Origin of the sequence: Polaribacter sp. Asnod1-A03 (assembly GCF_045063585.1) — a bacterium.
Taxonomy (GTDB): domain Bacteria; phylum Bacteroidota; class Bacteroidia; order Flavobacteriales; family Flavobacteriaceae; genus Polaribacter.
Genome location: NZ_JBEFOE010000009.1, coordinates 461,201 through 483,403, shown reverse-complemented (window position 1 = coordinate 483,403; position 22,203 = coordinate 461,201). Strand labels below are relative to the sequence as shown.

General features: G+C 27.1%; 18 protein-coding genes. 9 read left to right on the top strand and 9 right to left on the bottom strand.

The features are described from left to right. Nucleotides 1–21: 21 nt before the first annotated feature. Nucleotides 22–1,458, bottom strand: coding sequence for a pyridoxal phosphate-dependent decarboxylase family protein (locus ACJJVY_RS02525; RefSeq protein WP_405604803.1), 1,437 nt, complete (start codon nucleotides 1,456–1,458; stop codon nucleotides 22–24). 287 nt (nucleotides 1,459–1,745) lie between these two features. Here ACJJVY_RS02525 and ACJJVY_RS02520 point away from each other — a divergent pair, with 287 nt between their 5' ends. The 4 genes from ACJJVY_RS02520 (at nucleotide 1,746) to ACJJVY_RS02505 (ending at nucleotide 6,604) form a co-directional block, all read left to right on the top strand. Then, nucleotides 1,746–2,471, top strand: coding sequence for a DUF542 domain-containing protein (locus ACJJVY_RS02520; RefSeq protein ID WP_405604801.1), 726 nt, complete (start codon nucleotides 1,746–1,748; stop codon nucleotides 2,469–2,471). A gap of 77 nt (nucleotides 2,472–2,548) precedes the next feature. Continuing rightward, the gene (locus tag ACJJVY_RS02515) at nucleotides 2,549–4,180 is read left to right on the top strand and encodes an OstA-like protein (protein WP_405604798.1); all 1,632 of its coding nucleotides are present in this window, start codon (nucleotides 2,549–2,551) and stop codon (nucleotides 4,178–4,180) included. Between the two features lie 2 nt (nucleotides 4,181–4,182). Continuing rightward, entirely contained in the window at nucleotides 4,183–5,364 is a 1,182-nt protein-coding gene (locus ACJJVY_RS02510; RefSeq protein WP_405604796.1) for an aspartate aminotransferase family protein, read from the top strand. 52 nt (nucleotides 5,365–5,416) lie between these two features. Continuing rightward, nucleotides 5,417–6,604 carry an NAD(P)/FAD-dependent oxidoreductase gene (locus ACJJVY_RS02505; RefSeq protein WP_405604794.1) on the top strand — a complete coding sequence of 396 codons (1,188 nt, stop codon included), beginning with the start codon at nucleotides 5,417–5,419 and terminating at the stop codon, nucleotides 6,602–6,604. 1 nt (nucleotide 6,605) lies between these two features. Here ACJJVY_RS02505 and ACJJVY_RS02500 read toward each other — a convergent pair whose 3' ends face one another. Genes ACJJVY_RS02500 through pheT form a run of 3 tightly spaced genes read right to left on the bottom strand, consistent with a single transcriptional unit; the run spans nucleotide 6,606 to nucleotide 10,761 of the window. Further along, entirely contained in the window at nucleotides 6,606–7,220 is a 615-nt protein-coding gene (locus ACJJVY_RS02500; RefSeq protein ID WP_405604792.1) for a LysE family translocator, read from the bottom strand. A 36-nt stretch (nucleotides 7,221–7,256) separates the two neighbouring features. Beyond that, complete coding sequence (locus ACJJVY_RS02495) at nucleotides 7,257–8,291, bottom strand: quinone-dependent dihydroorotate dehydrogenase (RefSeq protein WP_405604790.1); 1,035 nt, start codon at nucleotides 8,289–8,291, stop codon at nucleotides 7,257–7,259. Nucleotides 8,292–8,337: 46 nt separating this feature from the next. Then, nucleotides 8,338–10,761: a phenylalanine--tRNA ligase subunit beta gene (gene pheT, locus ACJJVY_RS02490; RefSeq protein ID WP_405604788.1), complete on the bottom strand. Its 2,424-nt coding sequence runs from the start codon at nucleotides 10,759–10,761 to the stop codon at nucleotides 8,338–8,340. Nucleotides 10,762–10,931: 170 nt separating this feature from the next. On the opposite strand from pheT, the gene ACJJVY_RS02485 reads away from it, so the two are divergent. Both ACJJVY_RS02485 and ACJJVY_RS02480 read left to right on the top strand, forming a co-directional pair. Beyond that, entirely contained in the window at nucleotides 10,932–12,593 is a 1,662-nt protein-coding gene (locus tag ACJJVY_RS02485) for an ArnT family glycosyltransferase (protein WP_405604786.1), read from the top strand. Nucleotides 12,594–12,880: 287 nt separating this feature from the next. After that, nucleotides 12,881–14,635 (top strand): LTA synthase family protein, encoded by a 1,755-nt coding sequence (locus ACJJVY_RS02480; protein ID WP_405604783.1) that lies wholly within the window; start codon nucleotides 12,881–12,883, stop codon nucleotides 14,633–14,635. Here ACJJVY_RS02480 and ACJJVY_RS02475 read toward each other — a convergent pair. The 5 genes from ACJJVY_RS02475 to ACJJVY_RS02455 form a co-directional block, all read right to left on the bottom strand. Further along, the gene (locus tag ACJJVY_RS02475; protein ID WP_405604781.1) at nucleotides 14,628–15,185 is read right to left on the bottom strand and encodes a phosphatase PAP2 family protein; all 558 of its coding nucleotides are present in this window, start codon (nucleotides 15,183–15,185) and stop codon (nucleotides 14,628–14,630) included. The two genes, ACJJVY_RS02480 and ACJJVY_RS02475, sit on opposite strands and share 8 nt — an antisense overlap. 106 nt (nucleotides 15,186–15,291) lie before the next feature. Beyond that, complete coding sequence (locus ACJJVY_RS02470; protein ID WP_405604779.1) at nucleotides 15,292–16,449, bottom strand: peptidylprolyl isomerase; 1,158 nt, start codon at nucleotides 16,447–16,449, stop codon at nucleotides 15,292–15,294. A gap of 9 nt (nucleotides 16,450–16,458) precedes the next feature. Then, nucleotides 16,459–17,163, bottom strand: a complete 705-nt coding sequence (locus ACJJVY_RS02465) for an FKBP-type peptidyl-prolyl cis-trans isomerase (RefSeq protein WP_405604777.1) — start codon at nucleotides 17,161–17,163, stop codon at nucleotides 16,459–16,461. Nucleotides 17,164–17,171: 8 nt separating this feature from the next. Continuing rightward, on the bottom strand, nucleotides 17,172–17,702 hold the full coding sequence (gene gldI, locus ACJJVY_RS02460) for a gliding motility-associated peptidyl-prolyl isomerase GldI (protein WP_405604775.1): 531 nt from the start codon (nucleotides 17,700–17,702) through the stop codon (nucleotides 17,172–17,174). Further along, nucleotides 17,692–18,720, bottom strand: coding sequence for a bifunctional oligoribonuclease/PAP phosphatase NrnA (locus ACJJVY_RS02455; protein WP_405604773.1), 1,029 nt, complete (start codon nucleotides 18,718–18,720; stop codon nucleotides 17,692–17,694). Before ACJJVY_RS02455 ends, gldI begins: the two co-directional genes overlap by 11 nt. An 80-nt stretch (nucleotides 18,721–18,800) precedes the next feature. On the opposite strand from ACJJVY_RS02455, the gene ACJJVY_RS02450 reads away from it, so the two are divergent. The 3 genes from ACJJVY_RS02450 (at nucleotide 18,801) to ACJJVY_RS02440 (ending at nucleotide 22,171) form a co-directional block, all read left to right on the top strand. Then, nucleotides 18,801–19,841, top strand: a complete 1,041-nt coding sequence (locus tag ACJJVY_RS02450; protein WP_405604771.1) for an alkaline phosphatase D family protein — start codon at nucleotides 18,801–18,803, stop codon at nucleotides 19,839–19,841. A 51-nt stretch (nucleotides 19,842–19,892) separates the two neighbouring features. Further along, a complete protein-coding gene (locus ACJJVY_RS02445) occupies nucleotides 19,893–20,312 on the top strand; it encodes a nucleoside-diphosphate kinase (RefSeq protein WP_237590045.1) in 420 nt (139 codons plus the stop codon). A gap of 176 nt (nucleotides 20,313–20,488) precedes the next feature. Next, the gene (locus tag ACJJVY_RS02440; RefSeq protein WP_405604769.1) at nucleotides 20,489–22,171 is read left to right on the top strand and encodes an ArnT family glycosyltransferase; all 1,683 of its coding nucleotides are present in this window, start codon (nucleotides 20,489–20,491) and stop codon (nucleotides 22,169–22,171) included. The last annotated feature ends 32 nt before the right edge of the window (nucleotides 22,172–22,203 follow it).

The following is a 22,203-nucleotide window of genomic DNA, read 5'->3' as shown; positions in this document are numbered from 1 at the left end:
AGTTCTTAAAACCATTTTAACTTATTTATCCCATTCTAATAAAATTTCTTTGGCGTATTTATCGCACTGATTTAAAGTATCTGTAACATGTTTTAAAGTTGTTTTAGGGTTTATTAAACACATTCTTATTACAACCTGATTTAGCAAAACAGTAGTAACTAAAAGCGCTTCTTTAGATTCTATAACCTTAGCCGAAATCTCTTGATTTAGAGAATCTAACTCCTTCTCATTTAAATTTTTACTTAAAGGATTGTATCTAAAATTAATAATAGCCAAAGTAGCCGGAGAAACGATTTCCCAATTTTTACTTTCTCGCAATAAATCTTCTGTTTTATCAGCTAAATCAATATTATATGTTATTGCTTTTTTAAAGGCATTTAAACCATACGTTTTTATAGACATGTAAAATTTTAAAGCTCTAAATCTTCGGGTTAACTGAATACCATAATCATAAAAATTAATTTCAGATTCATTACCTTCTATATCTCTTAAATATTCTGGTTTTTCACTAAAAGTATTACTTAACCAAGAAGCATCTTTAACCAACAAACACCCTATTTCATATGGTTGAAAAAACCATTTATGAGGATCTACTGTTAAAGAATCTGCACGTTCTATTCCTTGTAAAATTTTGCTTCCTTTTTTAGATAAAATTGCTGCACCTCCGTAAGCACCATCAACATGAAACCAAAGATTTTCTTTTTCGCAAATATCTGCTAACCTATCTAAAGGATCTACAGTACCAGTATTTGTTGTACCTGCAGAAGCAATAATACAAAATGGTTTTTTACCTTCTAATTTATCTCTTGCAATTTCATTTTTAAGCTTGTTTATCCCTATTTTAAACTCTAAATCTGTTGGAATAATTTTTATTTGCTCTTTCTTAAAACCTAAAACTCTAATTGCTTTAATGTTAGAAGAATGTGCTTGGTCTGATAAATAAATAATTGCTTTAGAAAAATCATCACCACATTTAACTCTTCTGGCTGTGGTAATTGCTGTTAAATTAGCCATGGATCCACCACTTGTAAAAATCCCTCCTCCTTTTAAAACAGGAAAATTAAACATTTTTAAAAGCCAATTTAAAGTAACAATTTCTAATTCTGCAGCTGCAGGGGAAACAATCCATCCACCAGAAAAAATATTAAAACCTGTAGCTAAAGAATCTGCCATTGTACTAATAAAATTACTTGGCCCAGGTACAAAAGAAAAAGATTTAGGGTGTGTAGATATACTACTGTTTGGTAATACATTTTTAGTAACAAAATCTAAGACTTCATCAGCAGGTGTTGCTTCGTCTGGCGCTTCTGTAGAAAAAAGTGTATCCATTTCTTTTCTAGAAGCCTTACTTACAGGGTTTTTATTTTCTTCATCTGCATAATGGTTTACAATAGTGTCTACAATTTTATAGCCATATGCTTGCATTTCTTCTTTCGTTAAATAAAAAGGTGATTTCATCAAAAAATATTTTTTTTTGCAAATTACAAGAACTAATATTTATATTGAAGATAAAAATGATAATTTATCATAAAAATTGAATAAAATCGTACAATATCATATTTTAAGATTTAATATTCTTCAACATCTAAAAGAAATTTATACTATTAATTCTATGTTTAGAACAATTATATATTAGAAGTCACATCAAATTCATTTATTAGTTTCTAATACTATAAAAGTGTGATAAAAGTCATTTTTTAAAGTTTAAATCTGAGCCAAATTTGTATAATTTAAAATACAAAAAGATGAAGTCTCTAATTAATAAAAGTGTAGCTGGTATAGTTACCGAAAACATAAACACGGCATCGATTTTTAAAAAATATAAAATAGATTTTAGTTTTCATGGTAATATGTTACTATCCAAAGTATGCGAAGAAAACAATATTAAACCAGAAATAATTTTAGAAGAATTAAAATCTGTAAGTGTTAATCAATTTTATTTAAAAGATTATAATTCTTGGGAATTAGATTTTTTGATTGATTTTTTAATCAATATTCATCATGAGTATGAAGAAGAAAATGTTTTATTACTTAAAGAATGTAGTAAAAAAGCAGTTAAAATTCATGGAAAACAGATTAAAGAATTAATTGAAATAAATAAATTAATACAAGATATTTCTGATGAAATGTTAGAACACATGAAAAATGAAGAAACAGTTTTATTTCCTTACATCAAAAAACTTATTGAAGCAAAAAATAAAAATAAAAAGATCAAAATCATACACTCTCCTCTTAATGAACCAATTGATGCTTTAGAAGACGATCATAATAAAGTAGGTAAAACCTTTAAACGTATTTCTTTTTTAACCAATAATTACAAAGTACCAGAAAATGCTTGCAACACATTAAAAGTTTTATACGTTAAATTACAACAGTTTGAAGAAGAACTAAAAAAGCATATACATTTAGAGAATAATATCTTATTTCCGAAAGCTAAAAAGTTAGAAAGAACATTTTATAACCTTCAATAAAACTAATAAAATAAATTTCACTTTTCTTTAATAGATTGCCATTTAGTTTTCAGTATTTTTGCTTCAAAATTATTATTTTGAAAAGAATATTTATTCTATTTTTTATACTTATTTCTACCATTGCATATTCGCAAACAAGAAAAATTGTTTATAATGCAGAGATTCAAGAAGCTGACGAGGAAAAATATCCAGGAGCAACCATTTTAATAGGTAATGTAAAAATGACTCATGAAGGCGTTGTTTTAACTAGCCAACAAGCATTATATTACAAAGAAAAAAACTTCTTTAAAGCTATTGGTAATGTACTTATAAAACAAGGGGACACAATTACGCAAACAAGTGATTACACAGATTACGATGCCAATTCTAAACAAGCATTATCTTGGGGTAATGTAGTTTTAAAAGATCCATCAATGACGTTAACTACAGATACTCTTCATTTTGATAGAATGAATCAAAAATTGTTCTATTTAAATTATGCAACTATAAAAGATGAAACAAATACGCTAAAAAGTAAAATAGGTACTTACTATTTAGAAAATAAAAAATTTACAGCAACTTCTAGAGTTACAGTTGTAAACCCAGAACATCACTTAGAATCCGATCATTTAGACTATTATACAGAATCTGGACTTACTTATCTATATGGGCCATCAACCATAACAAATACAGAAAATCAGAATAGAATTTATTGTGAAAAAGGGTTTTATAATACTAAAACCGATATTTCTCATTTTGTTAAAAATGCCAAACTTTATCTAAAAGAAAGAACTGTAGAAGGTGATAGTTTGTATTATGATAAAAATAAAGGTTTTGCTTCTGCAACTAAAAATATTAAAGTAATAGATACAGTACAGAACTTTATTACAAAAGGTAATTATGCAGAAATTTTTGAACTAAAAGATTCTTTATTTATTATTGAAAAAGCAGTTGCAATTACTATTGTAGAAAAGGATTCTATGTTTATACACGGAGATACCTTACTTGTTACCGGTAAACCAGAAAAAAGAATTGTTAGAACCTACCACAATGTAAAAATCTTTAAGTCAGATTTACAAGGTAAGTGCGATTCTATTCATACAAATCAAGAAACTGGTTTAACCAAAATGTTTAAAAATCCTGTAATTTGGTCTGATAAAAATCAAATTACTGGTGATACAATCCATCTACTTTCTAATGTAGAAACCGAAAAATTAGATTCCTTAAAAGTTTTAAATAATTCTTTTGTTATCTCTCAAGATTCTATCTCTAAAGAAGATTATAATCAAATTAAAGGTAGAAATATGTTTGGTAAGTTCGAGAATAATAAGATTAGAACTCTTTTAGTAAAAGGAAATGCAGAATCTGTTTATTTTAATAGAAACGAAGAAACACATATTTTAGAAACAATTACAAAAGAAATATCTAGTAATATAGAATTTACTTTAACAGACGGTCAAATAGAAACTATTAAGTATTTAAAACAATCAGATGGTAACACCTATCCTCCTTCTAAAGTACCAGATGATGTAAGGGTTTTAAAAGGTTTTATTTGGCGAGAAGAAGAACAACCTAAAAAAATGGAAGATATTTTTATTATTGATGATGTAAAACTTCCTCTAAAAGAAACTGAAAACGTCGAAAAATCATCAAAGAAGGTCGATGAAAAACCTAAAAAGAAAGACGGAAAAAAACCGAGTAAATCTGATATCAGAAGTAAAAAACAATAATATTGAAAACCGATTTTTTTAAATATCAAGCACAAACTTCCCCTCATCCATTTGCTTTAGAAATATCCAAAGCAAAAGGAACTTATATTTATGATTCTGCCGGTAAAGAGTATTTAGATTTTGTTGCAGGAGTTTCTGCAAATAGTTTAGGTCATAATCATCCAAAAGTTACAAATGCTATAAAAAATCAATTAGATACATTTTCTCATGTAATGGTTTATGGCGAATTTATACAACAACCGCAAGTTGAGTTGTGTAAATTATTAGCTAAAAATTCACCTGAAAATCTAAATTCTGTTTACATTACAAATTCTGGTACAGAAGCTACAGAAGGAGCTTTAAAATTAGCTAAAAGAGTTACAAATAGAGCAGAAATAATTGCTGCAAAAAACTCTTATCATGGTAATACTATGGGTTCTATGAGTGTTTGTGGTACAGAAAAACAAAACCAAGCTTTTAGACCTTTAATACCAGGAACTCGTTTTATTGAGTTTAATAATCTAATTGACATTGATAAAATTACTCATAAAACAGCTGCAGTAATTTTAGAAACCATACAAGGTGGTGCAGGATTTATTGAACCAAAAAATGATTTTTTACACAAAGTAAAAGAACGCTGTAAAGAAGTTGGAGCTTTATTAATTTTAGATGAAATTCAAACAGGAGTTAGTAGAACCGGAAAATTTTGGGGATTTGAAAACTATAATGTAATACCAGATATTGTAATTACAGGTAAAGGTTTAGGTGGCGGAATGCCAATTGGTGCTTTTATTTCTTCATTTGACAAAATGAGTTTATTAAGAGACAATCCTAAACTGGGGCACATTTCTACTTTTGCTGGTCATCCGGTAATTGCAGCAGCAGGAGTTGCAACAATAAAAGAAATTATAAATGCCGATTTGATTAATGAAAGTTTACGAAAAGAAAAATTAATTAAAAAACACTTAAATCATCCTTCAATAAAAGAAATTAGAGGTAAAGGTTTAATGCTTGCTGCAATTTTAGAAACACCAGAATTGGCGGCTAAAGTTGTTTTTGAATGTTTAGACAAAGGGTTAATTCTTTTCTTTTTACTTTTTGAAGGACGTGCTTTAAGAATAACACCACCGCTTACAATTTCTGATGATGAAATTATAAAAGGATGTAACATCATTTTAAAGGCTATTGATAAAGTTTCTAACTAATTTTAGTGCAAATAATCTATAATTCAACCACTTTAAACAACAATTTTTCTTGATGAAAAAAATTTCAATTATAGGTGGAGGTTCAGCTGCTTTAATACTTGGAGCACAAATAGATACTAAAAAATATAAAGTTACAATTTTTGATCAAAAAAAGAAAGTTGGACGTAAATTTTTAGTCGCTGGAGAAGGTGGATTGAATTTAACATTTAATTCTGATTTAGATTCCTTTATAAACAAATATTTTCCGAGTAATTTTATAAAACCAATACTACGTAAATTCTCGAATAAAGATTTTATTGATTGGTTAAATGCTTTAGATATTCCAACATTTATTGGTTCTAGTAATCGTGTTTTTCCTGATTTAAATCAAAAACCAATTGAAGTTCTTAATAAAATTGTAGAAGCCGTTGCTAACAATAATGTAAAATTTCAATTAGATACAAAATGGATTGGTTGGAATGAAAGTGGAGATTTATGTTTCGAAAATTTAGAAGATGTAAATTCTGATATAACGGTTTTTGCTTTGGGTGGAGCAAGTTGGAAAGTTACAGGTTCTGATAGTAAATGGAGTGATATTTTTAAAAATAAAGGAATAAATATTGTTCCTTTTAAAGCGGCTAATTGTGCTTTTGAAGTAATTTGGCACAAAGATTTTATCAATTTACACGAAGGAAAACCATTAAAAAACATCGCTTTATCTTATAAGAATCATTTTTCTAAAGGAGAATTAGTTGTCTCTAAATTTGGTTTAGAAGGTAATGCCATTTATGCATTAAGCCAGAAAATTCAAGAAAACCTAAGTAAAGAGAATGATGTTGTTATTCATTTAGACTTAAAACCAACTATGACAGTTGCTCAAATAAAGGCTAAACTAAAGAATTCTAAAAACTCTAAAGTAACAGATCTTTTAAAACGAGTTTTAAAATTAGATAGAACTGCTATTGGTCTATTAAAACAATTTACAGATAGAAATACGTTTTCTAATTTAGATTTATTGGCAAAAATTATAAAGAATGTACCTATAACCTTAAAATCATCCGAAGAAATAAATAAAGCTATTTCTACTTTAGGCGGAATTTCTTTAGATGAAATTGATGATAATTTACAATTTAAAAAATTTCCAAATTCTTATGCTATCGGAGAAATGTTAGATTGGTATGCGCCAACAGGAGGTTATTTGTTACAAGCTTGTTTTAGTATGGGATTTGTTTTGGCAAACCATTTAAATGATTTGGAGTAACTTAAATCATAATAAAAACAGCAATTAAAATAAATACAACAACTTGAATCCATTTTAAATAGAATCCAATTTTATTATTTTCTTTAATTTTTTCTGATATCGTTCCTGCAAGAATTGCTATTAAAGAGAAAATTAGTAACGAAATTAGCATAAATATCAATCCTAAGACATAAAATTGTACAATCGGATTAATTTTATCACTAAAAAGAAAACCAGGAAAAAAAGCTAAGAAAAATATTGATACTTTTGGGTTTAAAACATTCATTATAAACCCTTGTTTAAACAATTGTTTGGTGCTTTTTTTAACAACATTATTATTAGACAAAACAATAGATGCATCCGATTTATAGACTTTAAAAGCTAAATACAACAAGTAAGTTGCTCCAAATATTTTTATAATAAAAAATAAATTTTCAGATTCTTTTATAATTGCAGAAACTCCAAAAGCTAATAGTGTTGTGTGCACTAAACAACCAGAAATCAACCCAAAAACAGTAGCTAGACCATATTTTTTACCATTTACAATGCTTTGCATCAAAACAAAAATATTATCTGGTCCTGGTGCTAAAGCTAAAATCGAAGTTGCGAAAGCAAATGATATTAATGTTTCTATCATACTTTATCAAATCCTCTAAATTATACAGAAGAAAAATTATTGTTTAGATAAAATAGCTTTGTTTATTTTTTTAACTAAACTTGGTCCTTCATAAATAAAACCAGTATAAATTTGTACCAAATCTGCACCTGCTTCTATTTTTTCTAACGCATCTTCTGCAGAATGTATACCTCCTACTCCAATAATCGGGAATGATTTATTAGAATTGTCTGCTAAATACTTAATCACCTTAGTACTTTGATTTTTAATAGGTTTACCACTAACACCTCCATTACCAATTTCTTGTAAACGTTCTTTAGAAACTTTTAAATTATCTCTAGAAGTAGAAGTATTAGAAGCAATTACTCCATCAATTTTTGTTTCTGCTACTAAATCTATAATTTCATCTAATTGTACTTCATTTAAATCTGGAGCAATTTTTAATAAAATAGGCTTTTGTTTTTCTTGTTGATTATTTAAACTTTGACAAGCTGTTATTAACTCTACCAAATAATCTTTATCATTTAGTTTTGCATGACTACCAACATTAGGGCAACTTACATTTAAAACAAAATAGTCTACATAAGCATGTAAAGCCTCAAAAACCTCTAAATAATCTTTGGTATAAGCTTCTGGTTGTGTGGTTGTATTTTTACCGATATTTCCTCCGATAATTACTTTTCCTTTGTTCTTTTTTAGATTTTCAATGGCAGATTCCATTCCGTCATTATTAAAACCCATTCTATTAATAATTCCGTTATCATCTTTTAAACGAAATAACCTTTTCCTAGGATTACCAACTTGCCCTTTAGGAGTTACTGTACCAATCTCTACAAAACCAAAACCAAAGTTTGCCAACTCGTTATATAAAACAGCATTTTTATCGAAACCAGCAGCTAAACCAACAGGGTTTTTAAAAGTTAACCCAAATAAATTTCGCTCTAACTTTTTATCATTTACCTGATATAATCCTCTAAATATAGAAGCTACAAAAGGTATTTTACATAAAATTCTTATTAAAGAAAAAGTGAAATAGTGCACTTTTTCTGGATCAAATAAAAAGAAAATTGGTCTTATTAGTAATTTGTACATAATTATAAATCTAAAAAAAAGCTCCTTGATAAAAGGAGCTTTTAAATTATCTTAAAACAGCATTTAAACTCTTTTCGAAAGTTTGCTGTAACTTTTGCATTATTTTATCAATTTGATTTTCTGTTAATGTTTTTGTTTCATCTTGAAGCATAAAACTAACAGCATAAGATTTTTTACCTTCTGGTAACTTATCTCCCTCGTAAACATCAAATAAATCTACTTCTTTTAATAATTTTCTTTCCGATTGAAAAGCTAAATTATAAACCTCTTTAAATTCTGTTTTAGTATCTAACAATAAAGCTAAATCACGTTTTACTGTTGGGAATTTTGGTAAATCAGAAACTTTTACTTGCTTATTTCCTATAAACTTAAGAATGGCATCCCAATCAAAATCAGCAAATAAAACTTCTTGTTTAATTCCGAATTCCTTTAAAACAGCACGTTTTACAACTCCAAATTCTACCAATTTTGTTTTACCCAAACTTAAAGAAAGTCCTTCTGAAAAAACATCTTGTTTTACCTGAGTTGGTTTTACTTTGTCTAAACCTAATCTACTTAACAAAGAAGTAATAACACCTTTTAGATAAAAAAAGTCTGATGTTTTATTAGCAACACTCCAGCTCTCTTTTGTTCTGTTACCAGTAACAAAAAGCGTTAAATGTTTATTTTCTTGGTATTCATTGTATTTATGATATGTTTTACCAAACTCATAAAATTGTAATGAATTATTTTTTCTATTGATATTGTAAGAAACAGATTCTAAACCACTAAATAATAATGATTGACGTAAAACTTTTAAATCGTTACTTAACGGATTTAACATTTCTACATTTGCCGCCTCATTAATATTTTCCGATAAGTTTGTATACTTTGGCTTTGTTAAAGAATTTGCCATTGTTTCATTAAAACCTAGAGCAGTTAATTGGTTTGCAATAATATTTTCTACTTTTATTTCTTTGTTAGAATCAAAAGAAATAGAAGTATTTAATTTATGCGAAAACTCGATATTATTATAACCGTAAACTCTTAAAATTTCTTCTATAATATCTGCTTCTCTTTGTACATCTGTTCTATAAGAAGGTATTGTTAGCCCTAAACCACCGGCTGTTTCGCTATTAATTTTAATTTCTAATGAAGCTAAAATGTTTTTAATAGTTTCTTTTGGTAACTCTTGCCCTATTAATCTATAAGCGTTATCATAAGATAAAAACACTTGAAAATCTTCTATCTTTTCTGGATAAAAGTCAGAAATATCAGAAGCCATCTTACCTCCTGCATATTTTTCTATTAACAAAGCAGCTCTTTTTAAAGCATATTTTGTTAAGTTAATATCGATACCTCTTTCAAAACGGAAAGATGCATCTGTATTTAATGCGTGTCTTTTTGCTGTTTTACGAACAGAAACAGGGTTAAAATAAGCACTTTCTAAAAAGATAGAAGTTGTATACTCTGTTACACCAGATTCTAATCCACCAAAAACACCCGCAATACAAAGCGGATTAGAATCTGAATCGCAAATCATGATATCTTCGGATGATAATTCTCTTTCTACTTCATCTAAAGTGGTAAATTTCGTACCTTCTTCTAGTGTTTTTATAAGAACTTTATTTCCTTTAATTTTCTGAGCGTCAAAAGCATGTAAAGGTTGTCCTAATTCGTGTAAAACATAATTAGTAATATCTACAATATTATTTTTAGGGATTAAACCAATGGCTTTTAGCCTATTTTGAATCCATTCTGGCGACTCTTTTACTTCTATATCTGTAATGGTAATACCAGAATAACGAGGTACCAATTCTTTATCTTCTACTTCTACATCAAAACGTAAAGTTCTTTCATCTACATGAAAATTACTAACAGACGGAGAAATTAACTCTAATTTTATGTCTTTTTGAATTAATCCTGCTCGTAAGTCTCTAGCAACACCAAAATGGCTCATTGCGTCAGATCTATTTGGTGTTAAACCAATTTCAAAAACATAATCTGTTTCTATATTAAAAACTTCTGCTGCAGGCATTCCTACAACTAAACTTTCTTCTAAAACAAGAATTCCATTATGACCTTTACCCAAACCTAATTCGTCTTCAGCACAAATCATTCCATGACTTTCTTCTCCCCTAATTTTACCTTTTTTAATTTTAAAACCTTCTCCTTTATCATCATATAAAGTTGTACCAATAGTTGCAACTGGTACTTTTTGTCCTACTGCTACATTTGGCGCTCCACATACAATTTGTACAGGTGCTTCTAATCCTAAATCTACAGTAGTAACTTTTAATCTATCTGCATTAGGGTGTTGTACACAAGTTAAAACTTCACCAACAACAATCCCTTTTAAACTTCCTTTAATAGATTCTTTGGTTTCAATTCCTTCTACTTCTAATCCTAAATCAGTTAACAACTCACCTGTTTTAATAGGTTCCCAATCAACCTGCAAAAACTGTTGTAACCAATTGTATGATATCTTCATATTCTTTTTTTAAGGTTTATTAACCGCAAATTTACTTAAAATCTACTTTTTATTCCTAATTTTATCCACTTTACTTTTTTATGAAGTAAAAATTAAAAAGAGGATTAAAAAAAGAGTAAATTCATTTATTCTAATCTTTTATTTATCAAATCACTGAGTTAAAATATACAATGTTAAACAACCTACGTTTCCGCGAAAACAAATCTTATTTTTTAGTTTTTTTATTAATATTAATTGTTACAATTTTAGGGTTGTCTTTAGATTTAATAAATCCTGATGCTGCTCTATACGGAACCATTTCTAAAACTATTTATGAAAATAATGATTTTATAAACCTTTATTCTTTAGGATATGATTGGTTAGATAAACCACATTTACCCTTTTGGTTAACGGCAATTTCTTTCAAAATATTTGGTGTTTCTAACTTTGCTTATAAAATACCTGGTGTACTTGTTTTCTTTTTAGGTATTTGGATGACTTATAAATTCACCAAAGAAAACTACAATAAAAAAACAGCATTTATAGCGGCCATCATTTTAGCAACCGCCACACATTCTGTTATTTCTAATTTTGATGTTAGAGCAGAACCTTATTTAACAGGGTTTATAATTGCTAGTTTGTATTATACCGATAGATTTTTAAAACTGAATAAATTTTATTATTTAATTCTAGCTTGTTTGTTTTCTGCATTTGCCATAATGACAAAAGGAATTTTTGCTTTAATCCCTATTGTATTTGCTTTATTTGGAGAGCTAGTTGTTAAACAAAATTGGAAACAATTACTAAACCCAATATGGTTTATAGCAGCTTTTTTAATAATCATTTTTATATTACCAGAAATCTATACATTATATATACAATTCGATTTACATCCAGAAAAAATAGTATTTGATAAAACCAATACTTCTGGTATTAAATTTTTCTTCTGGGATAGCCAATTTGGTAGATTCTTTAATACTGCTCCGATAAAAGGTAGCGGAGATAAATTTTTCTTTTTTCATACAATTTTATGGGCTTTTTTACCTTGGGGAATCTTATTTTACATTGCTAGTTTTTTTAAAATAAAACAAAACATTAAAAAGGTAGCTAAAAAACAAGAATTCTATACAATTTTCGGAAGCTTATTTACCATTTTAATTTTCTCTTTAAGTAAATTTCAACTAGCACATTATACAAATATTGTATTCCCATTTATGGCTATTATTGTTGCCGATTTTATCTTTAAATTAGAAAAACACTATCAAAAAAGCTTAAAAAGTTATCGTGTTATTCTTTGGTTTCAAAACATTTTAGGGCTATTACTTATCACTTATTTATTTTTTATCATCAAACCAGAAATTAATTATTTCTTTTTTGTTCTACTTATAGCTTCATTCTTTCTATTTAAAGTGATTAGAAACTCTAAGGAAAATAAATCCTTAAAACTTTTTTTCTTTTCTTGTTTGATATTTTTAAATATTTATAGCTTCCTATTCACTCATTTTTATCCTACTATTTTAGAATATCAAGGAGGTGTAACTGCTGCTAGGTTTGTAAATAATAATTATGCTAATAAAGGAAGTCTAATAGACAATAAACAGAAGCATTTTGGATTTGAATTTTATTTAAAAGAACCTTTAAAAAGAGTTGATAGTTTACAGATTAGTAAAGAAAAAGATCGCATTTTTTTTGTAGATAAAAATGAATATCAACTTTTATTGAGACATAACATTAACTTTAAAATAATTAAAGAAATTGATAATTTTCGTGTTAGTAAAATAAATTCTAAATTTTTAAATTCTAATACAAGAAAAACAGCTTTAGATAAAAAGTACTTGGTTCAGATTAAATAGCGCACTTAGTAATTTACATTAAATTTAATTTAATATTTTTGTAAATTACTATGAAAAAAATACCAAATTACATCAAATACATCTTTTTAAATGTATTTTTCATTTTTATTTATCTATTCGTACTTAGAATAATTTTTTATTATTTCTTTACTAATTTAAATGAAGTAAGCTTTAATGAAGCAAAAACAGCTTTTTTGTTAGGCTTGCGTTTCGATTTAAGATTAGCAATAATTTCTTTCTTACCTTTTACTATTTTAATTTTGATAGTTAATTATCGTTTTTTTAAAATGAAAATTTTTAAGAAAATTACAACTATTTATTCTATTTTATTATTTTTAATTCTTACCATATTTTACCTTTTTGATTTTGGTTATTATGATTATTTAAACACTCGTTTAGATAGTTCTTCTCTTCGATTTTTTAGTAATTTAAAAATATCTACACAAGTATTAATAGAAAGTTACCCTATTTACAAAGGTCTTTTAGGGTTAGTAATTCTTTGTTTTCTTATTTATATATTATCAAAATATATTTATAGCTCTTTTACAAATCAAAAGGACTCAATTTCAAAAAAGTTAAAAACAATCTATTTTTTAAGTACAATCTTAATTTTATCTTACGGAATTTACAATAGCATTTCTCATTATCCTTTACGTTGGAGTGAAGCTTTCTTTTCTAAGAAAAATGCTGTAAATCAGTTTGCTTTAAACCCTGTTTTATATTTTTTTGATACCTTTAGTTATAGAAGTGAAGGCGTAAATATGGATGAATTTAAAAAGTATTATCCTGTTATTGCAAAACACTTAAATCTACCCAAAGATTCTATTTCTTTTGAAAGAAAAATAGTCTTTGACTCTACTTTCACTAAAAAACCAAACATTATTATTGTAATGATGGAGTCTGTTGGTGTAAAACCGATGAGCTATTATGGTAACCCAATAAATACAACACCAAAATTAGATTCATTAATAGATAAAAGTATTAGTTTTACTAACTTTTATGTACATAAATCTGGTACAGCTCCAAGTGTATTTGCAAGTGTAACAGGGTTACCAGATATAGAAAGAGTAAAAACTGCTTCTAGAAACCCTTTTATTCAAGATCAACGAATTATATTTGATCAATTTAAAGGATATGAAAAACTTTACTTTTTAGGCGGAAGCGCAAATTGGGCAAATATTAGAAGTGTTTTTAAATCTAATATAAATGGGTTAAAAATATTTGAAGAAGGAAGTTATCAAACAGAAAAAAGAGCTGATGTTTGGGGAATTGATGATTACGACTTATTTAAAGAATCTAATAACGAATTAGAAAAATTAACTAAAAAAAACAAGCCATTTATAGCCTACATTCAAACAGCATCTAATCACATGCCATTTACTGTACCAAATAAAAAAGATAGTTATAAACCATTAGAAAAAAATGAAATAAAAAAAGAGGTCTTAAAAGAATCTGGTTTTAAATCTGTAGCTCAGTTAAATGCTTTACGATATTTAGATTTTAACATTAATAAATTCTTAGAAAGAACTAAAGAATCTGGTTATTATGATAATACTATTTTTGTTTTTTTTGGTGACCATAACACCAGTATGCAAAGAACGGAACAATTTACAAAAGAATCTGATTTAAATATTCAATTACAACACGTTCCTTTTATAATTCATGCTCCTAATTTTGTGACACCAGAAACTATTTCTAAAAATGGAAATCTTATTGATTTATTCCCTACAATTGCAAGTTTAGCTAAAGTAAATTATACTAATTTCACTTTGGGTAACGATTTATTAAGTAGTTCTTCGCTTAAAGATCCTGTATCTTTTGTTTATCTTAAAGGAAATGGTGCTATCGGACTAATTAAAAACAACTTTTATTATACCATAAATAAGTCTACTGATAAAAATGGCTTATTTAATCTTTTGACAAAAGATTTAAAAGACTTAAAAGAAGATTATCCATATGTAACCAAGGAAATGGATGAATTATTAAAAGCTTATTATCACTCTACTAAATATTTATACTATAACAATAAGAAAACTATGTAAAAAGCTTTTTATCTGCTTTCTTAAAAAAGAAATAATAAATATTAGCTAAAGTAAATCCTATAATAACTCCAACAAGAATATCTATAGGAAAATGGACTCCAAGATACAATCTACTATAAGCAAATACTAATGGCCAAATTAATATAAAGTAGATATATTTATATTTATCTCTTAAAAGTAGAATAACAAAGACAGAAAAAAATGTAGATGTTGTAGCATGCCCAGACATAAAACTAAAACCTTGTGGGTTTTTAGATATTCTTAGCAAATGTTTAATCTCAGTGTCATTATTTGGTCTCAAACGCTGTACCGAATTTTTGATAAGATTTGTAAACTGATCAGAAAATGCTACTAATAATATTAAGACAAATATCATAAAACCACCACGTTTCCAACCGTAAGCTTTAACTACTAAAAATAAAACTAAAATAAATAATGGACTCCAATTAAATTGATTAGTAATGCCTAGCCAGAAAGGATCCCATTGATCAGTACCTAAATTATTTAGAAAAACTACAATATTTTTATCTATTTGTATAATATCGTCCATGCTTATTATGTATAATATATTTAGTTTTATGTGTTTATGCAGTCAATATAGGTAAAACAGAATATTGTACAAGACCTTCTGTAAAAGTAAAAGTTTTGCAAGTAATTTACTTGCCTATTTTTAAAAGTTCAATTTCAAAAACTAAATCTGATTTAGCAGGAAATGGCCCATATTTCTCCTCTCCATAACCTAAGTAATACGGAATAAATAACCTTACCTTTTCTCCTTCTCTCATGGTAGATATACCTTCTTTAAAACCAGCAATCATTGGTCTTTGTGGGTCATCTAACTGACATACAAAAGGCTTTCCTCCTGAATCTTCTGTAGATTGAACTTTTGTTCCATCTGCAATATAAAGGGTATAATTAAGTTCTAAAGGTTTAGTATTAACTACTTTTTTACCAGATGTCTTTTTTAATTTTAAAATTCTAAGTCCAGAAGCTGTCTTAGTTGCTTTGCTAACTTCTTTTTTAGCATAAAAAGCCTTTCTTTCTGTTATATATTTAACATATCTAGCTTTTTCTAAGGCTTCCTCTTCTTTTTTGTGTTCAATTTCTGACTTAGTAAATTTATCATATTCATTTACAAAAACCTTGGCAGCGTCAAAATCTTTTGCTTCGTCTCCTATTTTTAATATTTTAATATCTAAAATAGTATCATTCTTAACAATTTTATCTACAACTAACATTCTTGTAGAATCAATTGATTTTTTTAATGCTATAGAATCTATAATTTTTAACTTTAATCCTTTTAAAGTTTTAAAATCAACTACTGTTTTTCCGAAAACAGAATGTTTACCATCTAAATGAGGTATAGACCTATGCGTAATAAAGAATTGGCTATTATTTGTTGTTGGACCTGCGTTGGCCATAGAAAGTATACCTTTATCATTATGTGTATACTTTAAATTCCCGTCTTCTTTTTTAGGGAATTCATCTCCAAAAACATAACCTGTATTTTTCTTCCCTTCAGCTGTAAAACCACCAGCTTGTATTACAAAGTTATTTACAACTCTATGGAAAAGAATATTTTTATAAAAATTTTTATTTTTTAAAGAATCTAATAATTTAGGATTTGTACCTTCTACTAAAGAAACAAAATTAGCAACTGTTAAGGGTACATCTTTAGCATATAATTCAACTAAAATAGTACCTTTATTTGTCTTAATTTCTGCATAAAGACCATCTTTTAAGCCCTCTTCTTTAGATGCACAAGCACCTAAAAAAAACACAAACACCAATAAAACTATTAGATTCTTTATCATAAATTATAATTATTCTACAATTTCTAATAATTCTACTTCAAAAATTAAAGTTGAATATGATTGTATGTTTTCTCCTTTATTTTGTGCTCCATAAGCTAGTTCTTGAGGAATAAAGAATTTATATTTAGATCCTACTTTCATTAACTGTAAACCTTCTGTCCATCCTTTTATAACTTGGTTTAATCCAAATGTAGCTGGTGTACCTCTGTCTACAGAACTATCAAAAACTTTACCTTCTATATTTGTACCGTGGTAATGTACTTTAACTCTAGTTGTTGGGCCTGCTGGTTTATCACCATCACCTTCTTCTAAAACAATGTATTGTAACCCACTATCTGTAGTAATGACTCCTTCTTTAGATTTATTAGCTTCTAAAAATTCGATTCCTTTTTGTTTATTTACTTCTCCTTTAGCAGCATTCTCCTTTTGTAGAACCGCTTGCTTTTTTTTAAAGTAATTCTGTATAACATTCTGGATATCTTTATCTTCTATTAATAAATTAGTAGAATCTAAACCATTTTTAATTGCTTGTGTTAAAATATCTTTATTAACCTCTTCAAAACCACTTTTTAACTGACTAGCCATTGTTAAACCAATTGCATAACTAACAGAGTCTATGTCTGATTCCAAAGATTTTACTTCACTTACTTGATTTCCACAAGAAAACATTGATGCAGCTACTGCGATTGAAAAAACACTTTTTATAATTCTCATTTTTTTTACTATTTAATATTAATTAATGTTACTGTACTTTTTATTGATTGATTTATTCCTATTTTATTTCTATCTCCAGAAATTCCAAAAGCATTGTATGATGGAATAACAAATGTAATGGTTTCTCCTACTTTCATCAACTTTATTCCTACTTGAAGTGCAGAAATAAAATCTTCTTTATCTACTTTATATTCTTTTACACCTAATTCTTCTTCACTATATATTACATTACCTTCTAAATCTGTAATATTATATTCAAGTTCTACTATATCTCCTAATTTGGGCGTTGGTGTATTCTCTTCTACTTTATTAATATATGTATACCAAAATCCATTAGAAGAAACAGTATAATGTCTTGTAGAATCTAATTCTATTAAACTTAAAATTTTATGTTCTTCATTTTCATTCAATCTTTTAGACTCTAAAACAGTTTCTTTTAAAATAGTTGTAGAACCTTTTGGATTAATAGGTTTTCTTGGTGCTGTTTTTGTGCAACCAATAATTATAACGCTGGCAAAAATTATGAATCTAATTTTCATAAGAAGTTTCTAATTCTTTTTTATATTCTGGCAATAAAGTAACAAATTTAGTTACCGTTTCTGCTATAGAACTACTAGACTTTCCTCCAGCAGCATTGTCATGTCCTCCTCCATTAAAATGATTTCTAGAAAATTTATTTACAGAAAAATCACCTTTTGATCTAAAAGATATTTTAATGTTTTTTTGTTCTTTATCTTCAATAAAAATAGCGGCTAAAACAATTCCCTTTAAAGAAAGTGCATAATTTACTACACCTTCTGTATCTCCTTTTTGAAAATCAAAACGTTTCTTTTCATCACTACTTAAAGTAATATATGCCGTTTTATAAGAAGGTAAAATTTGTAAATTGCTTAAAGCTTGTCCTAATAAAAGTAACCTATTATAAGAATTAGCATCATACACATTATTATGTATCTTGTCATTCTTAGCTCCTTTATCTATTAAATTAGCAATAATTCTATGTGTTGTACTCGTGGTAGATCTAAAACGAAAAGAGCCTGTATCTGTCATAATACCTGTATATAAACAAGTAGCAATATCTTTATCAATTAAATCTAAATCGTTACTCATTTCTATAAATTGATACACCATTTGGCAAGTAGAACAAATAGTAACATCAGAATACATATATTTTACATCATCTGGTTGTTGATGATGATCTATCATTGCAAAATCATTCGTGTATTTTTCTAATGTATTTTGCATATCAGAACCAACTCTATGCAACGTATTAAAGTCTAATAAAAATATAATATCCGATCCTTTTATTGCTTTTTGTGATTGATTGTTTTGCCAATCAAAACGATATGTTGTTTTAGAACCTGGTAACCAATGTAAAAAATCTGGATATTCATTAGGTACTACAACGGTACATTTATGACCCTTTTTATCTAAATAATGTTTTAAAGCTAAAGTAGAACCCATCGCATCTCCATCAGGATTTCTGTGCCCTACAATTACAATGTTTCTTGGTTTAGCAAGAAACATTTTTAATTCATTAAATCCTTTTAAAATCATAAGATGCGAATATACAATTTAATAACATTGTTCAAAATATATTTTAATTTACATTTGTAGTTACATCAAACAATTCTATAATGAAAACGACACTAAAATTAAGTTATTTTGTATTATCTATAATTTTACTTTCTTGCTCATCTTCTAAAAAAGCAAATAAAATAACAAGCGATAAAAAAATAGATTTTACCATAGCTTTTGGTTCTTGTAATAAACAAGATACTGAAAACTTATTATGGAAAGAAATTAAGAAAAACAATCCTGATTTATGGATTTGGGGTGGCGATAATATTTATTCTGATACAGATGATATGGCAATCTTAAAGAATGATTATGAAACTTTAAGAAATCAAAAAGGTTATTATGATTTAATAAAAGACATACCAGTTATGGCTACCTGGGATGATCATGATTACGGTGTTAATGACGGAGGTATTGATTTTTATAAAAAGAAAGAAGCTCAACAAGTTTTTTTAGACTTTTTTAATGTTGATAAAAATAGTCTTAGAAGAAAACAAGAAGGTGTTTATCAATCAAAAATATTTACAACTAAAAAAGGAAGCATAAAAGTAATTGTTTTAGACACAAGGTATTTTAGAACAGCATTAACTGATGATACAGAAACTTCTAAAAGATACAAACCAAACACTTATGGTAAAGGTTCCGTTTTAGGAGAAGCACAATGGAAATGGTTAACAGAAGAATTAAATAATTCAAAAGCAGATTTTAATATAATTATGAGTAGCATACAAATATTATCTGCAGAACATGGTTTTGAAACTTGGGGTAATTTTCCGCATGAAGTAGATAAATTAAAGAAAACAATTGTAGATAGTAAAGCAAAAGGAGTTTTACTACTTTCTGGAGACAGACATATTTCTGAATTTTCTAAAACAGAAGATTCAAATATTTCTTATCCTATTATAGATTTTACCTCTAGTGGCTTAACACATTCTTATACCGATTATAGTGGAGAACCAAATAAATACCGTACAAAAGAAGTGATTTCTAAAATAAGCTTTGGTCTTTTAAAATTTAATTTTGATGATAAAGAAATTACTATGCAAATGAGAGGTGTAAACAATAATTTACAACAAGAATTAAGACAAATTTATCCTTAACTTGTTATTTACTTTAAAAAATGTATTTTTGTCAAAATCTAAAAAAACAAGATGGCAACAAATAGAACATTTACAATGCTTAAACCAGATTCTGTAGAAAACGGACATACTGGTGCTATATTAGAAAAAATTAATGCTGCAGGATTTAGAATTGTAGCTTTAAAGAAAACTCAAATGACAAAAGCTGATGCTGAAACTTTTTATGCTGTGCATAATGAGCGTCCATTTTTTGGGGAATTAGTTGAGTTTATGACACGTGGACCAATTGTAGCTGCAATCTTAGAAAAAGAAAATGCTGTAGAAGATTTTAGAACTTTAATTGGTGCAACAAACCCTGCTGATGCAGCAGAAGGAACAATTAGAAAAATGTATGCTACTTCTATGGGAGAGAATGCAGTACACGGTTCTGATTCTGATGAAAATGCAGAAATAGAAGGAAACTTTCACTTTTCTGGTAGAGAACAATTTTAATAAGAATTTTTAGAAATTCTTAGTCTAAAAATATATTTAGTAAAAACTCATAACTTAAATGTTATGAGTTTTTTTGTGTTTTATAATTGAATACTATTTATAGTTTATAAACAAAACCAACTAAAAGAATTAATTACTTTTACAAAAAAAAATGAAAATCTAATATATTAAGTAAAATGAAATTAGTTTCAAATACAAAATACCTGTTCTATTCATTTTGGTTTATTTGTTTATTTATACAAGCTTATTTTACAGAAATCACATACGATGAAGCTTATTATTGGATGTACTCCAGAGAATTAACTTGGGGATATTTTGATCATCCACCAGCAATTGCATTTATTATTAAATTAGGCTATAGCTTATTTTCAAATGAATTAGGTGTAAGATTAATTCCGATTATTTTAAGTACACTAACTATTTTTATATTAGAAAAAATTATCAAACCTAAAGAAATAAAAACCTTTTTTATGTTAGTAATGGCTGTTGGTCTACTTCATTTTATAGGTTTTTTTGCCATACCAGATTCTCCGCTATTATTTACATCTGTACTTTACCTGTTTATTTATCAGAAGTTTATCATTAAACCAAATTTGCTAAAATCATTACTTTTAGGCTTTGTTATAGCATTAATGTGTTTATCTAAATATCATGCAATAATTATTATTTTCTTAACAATTCTTTCCAACTTAAAATTACTAATCAATAAATATTTTTGGATAGCAGCAATTACCACATGTTTATTTCTAATTCCTCATGTTTATTGGCAAATATCCGCAGGATTTCCGTCTATATACTATCATTTATTTGAAAGAAGTACAGAAGCTTATAAATTTACTTATTCTATTGAATATATAGCAAGTCAATTAGTATTATTAGGTCCTATTACAGGCATTCTCTTTTTTATTGCTGCAATAAAAATTAAAGCTGATAATCAATTTGAAAAAACACTTAAAACACTTTTTTGGGGTGGATATATTTTCTTTTTTCTGATGAGTTTTAAAGGAAGGATTGAAGCACATTGGACACTTTTTATCGTTTTACCCGCCATTTATTTTGGATATTATTATCTAATCAAACTAAAGAATACCAATAAAGTTATAAACTATATATTTTCAATTTCATTATTACTGATAATCATTGTCCGTGTATTTATAGCTATTGATATAAAATCAACTACCTCTAGTATAATTTATAAACCAACCAAACAGTTTAGAAATAAAGAGAAAATGCTTGCCATTAAAAAACAAGCAAAAGAATATCCGGTTGCATTTATGAACTCATATCAAGATGCTTCTTTATATTCTTTTTACACGAAATCAGAAGGATTTAGTTTAAATAACACAAAAGGTAGAAAAAATCAGTTTGATATCTGGAATGTAGAAGAAAAATACAGAGGACAAAAGATAATGATGATTCCTAATTATAATGTCAAAGAATTTGATTCTATTAAAGGTATTTCTAAAACAATCAGATATCATTTTATTGATAATTTTCAGTCTTTTTCTAAAGTTAAAATAGAAGTAAATAATTTTAAAAATACGGTTGTAAAATCCGATACATTAAAACTCACAATCAGTTTAAAAAATACATTTAAAAACAAAATAGATTTTAGTGCCAATAAAGAGTATCCTTCTTTTGCTTATTATCAATTCTTTGAAGGTAAAAAACTTATTAAGCAACAAAAAGGATTTAAAATTTCTAATAAAACTTTAAATAAAGATTTAAAAGTTAAAATTATTACTCCTGATAAACCTGATAATTACGGACTTTATTTAACAATTAAAACAGGTTGGTTGCCAACTACAATAAATAGTGAACGTTATAAAATTAGGGTTTTAGAAAATATGAATGATTAAAATGATTACATCAATATAGTTGTATATTTGCC

Excerpts from the sequence above, each read along its gene's own strand:
- ACJJVY_RS02485 (WP_405604786.1), top strand. The coding sequence starts at position 10,932 with ATGTTAAACAACCTACGTTTCCGCGAAAACAAATCTTATTTTTTAGTT.
- ACJJVY_RS02455 (WP_405604773.1), bottom strand. The coding sequence starts at position 18,720 with ATGATTTTAAAAGGATTTAATGAATTAAAAATGTTTCTTGCTAAACCA.
- ACJJVY_RS02440 (WP_405604769.1), top strand. The coding sequence starts at position 20,489 with ATGAAATTAGTTTCAAATACAAAATACCTGTTCTATTCATTTTGGTTT.
- ACJJVY_RS02445 (WP_237590045.1), top strand. The coding sequence starts at position 19,893 with ATGGCAACAAATAGAACATTTACAATGCTTAAACCAGATTCTGTAGAA.
- ACJJVY_RS02500 (WP_405604792.1), bottom strand. The coding sequence starts at position 7,220 with ATGATAGAAACATTAATATCATTTGCTTTCGCAACTTCGATTTTAGCT.
- ACJJVY_RS02520 (WP_405604801.1), top strand. The coding sequence starts at position 1,746 with ATGAAGTCTCTAATTAATAAAAGTGTAGCTGGTATAGTTACCGAAAAC.
- ACJJVY_RS02495 (WP_405604790.1), bottom strand. The coding sequence starts at position 8,291 with ATGTACAAATTACTAATAAGACCAATTTTCTTTTTATTTGATCCAGAA.
- ACJJVY_RS02470 (WP_405604779.1), bottom strand. The coding sequence starts at position 16,449 with ATGATAAAGAATCTAATAGTTTTATTGGTGTTTGTGTTTTTTTTAGGT.
- ACJJVY_RS02505 (WP_405604794.1), top strand. The coding sequence starts at position 5,417 with ATGAAAAAAATTTCAATTATAGGTGGAGGTTCAGCTGCTTTAATACTT.
- ACJJVY_RS02450 (WP_405604771.1), top strand. The coding sequence starts at position 18,801 with ATGAAAACGACACTAAAATTAAGTTATTTTGTATTATCTATAATTTTA.
- ACJJVY_RS02480 (WP_405604783.1), top strand. The coding sequence starts at position 12,881 with ATGAAAATTTTTAAGAAAATTACAACTATTTATTCTATTTTATTATTT.
- gldI (WP_405604775.1), bottom strand. The coding sequence starts at position 17,702 with ATGAAAATTAGATTCATAATTTTTGCCAGCGTTATAATTATTGGTTGC.
- ACJJVY_RS02465 (WP_405604777.1), bottom strand. The coding sequence starts at position 17,163 with ATGAGAATTATAAAAAGTGTTTTTTCAATCGCAGTAGCTGCATCAATG.
- pheT (WP_405604788.1), bottom strand. The coding sequence starts at position 10,761 with ATGAAGATATCATACAATTGGTTACAACAGTTTTTGCAGGTTGATTGG.
- ACJJVY_RS02475 (WP_405604781.1), bottom strand. The coding sequence starts at position 15,185 with ATGGACGATATTATACAAATAGATAAAAATATTGTAGTTTTTCTAAAT.
- ACJJVY_RS02525 (WP_405604803.1), bottom strand. The coding sequence starts at position 1,458 with ATGAAATCACCTTTTTATTTAACGAAAGAAGAAATGCAAGCATATGGC.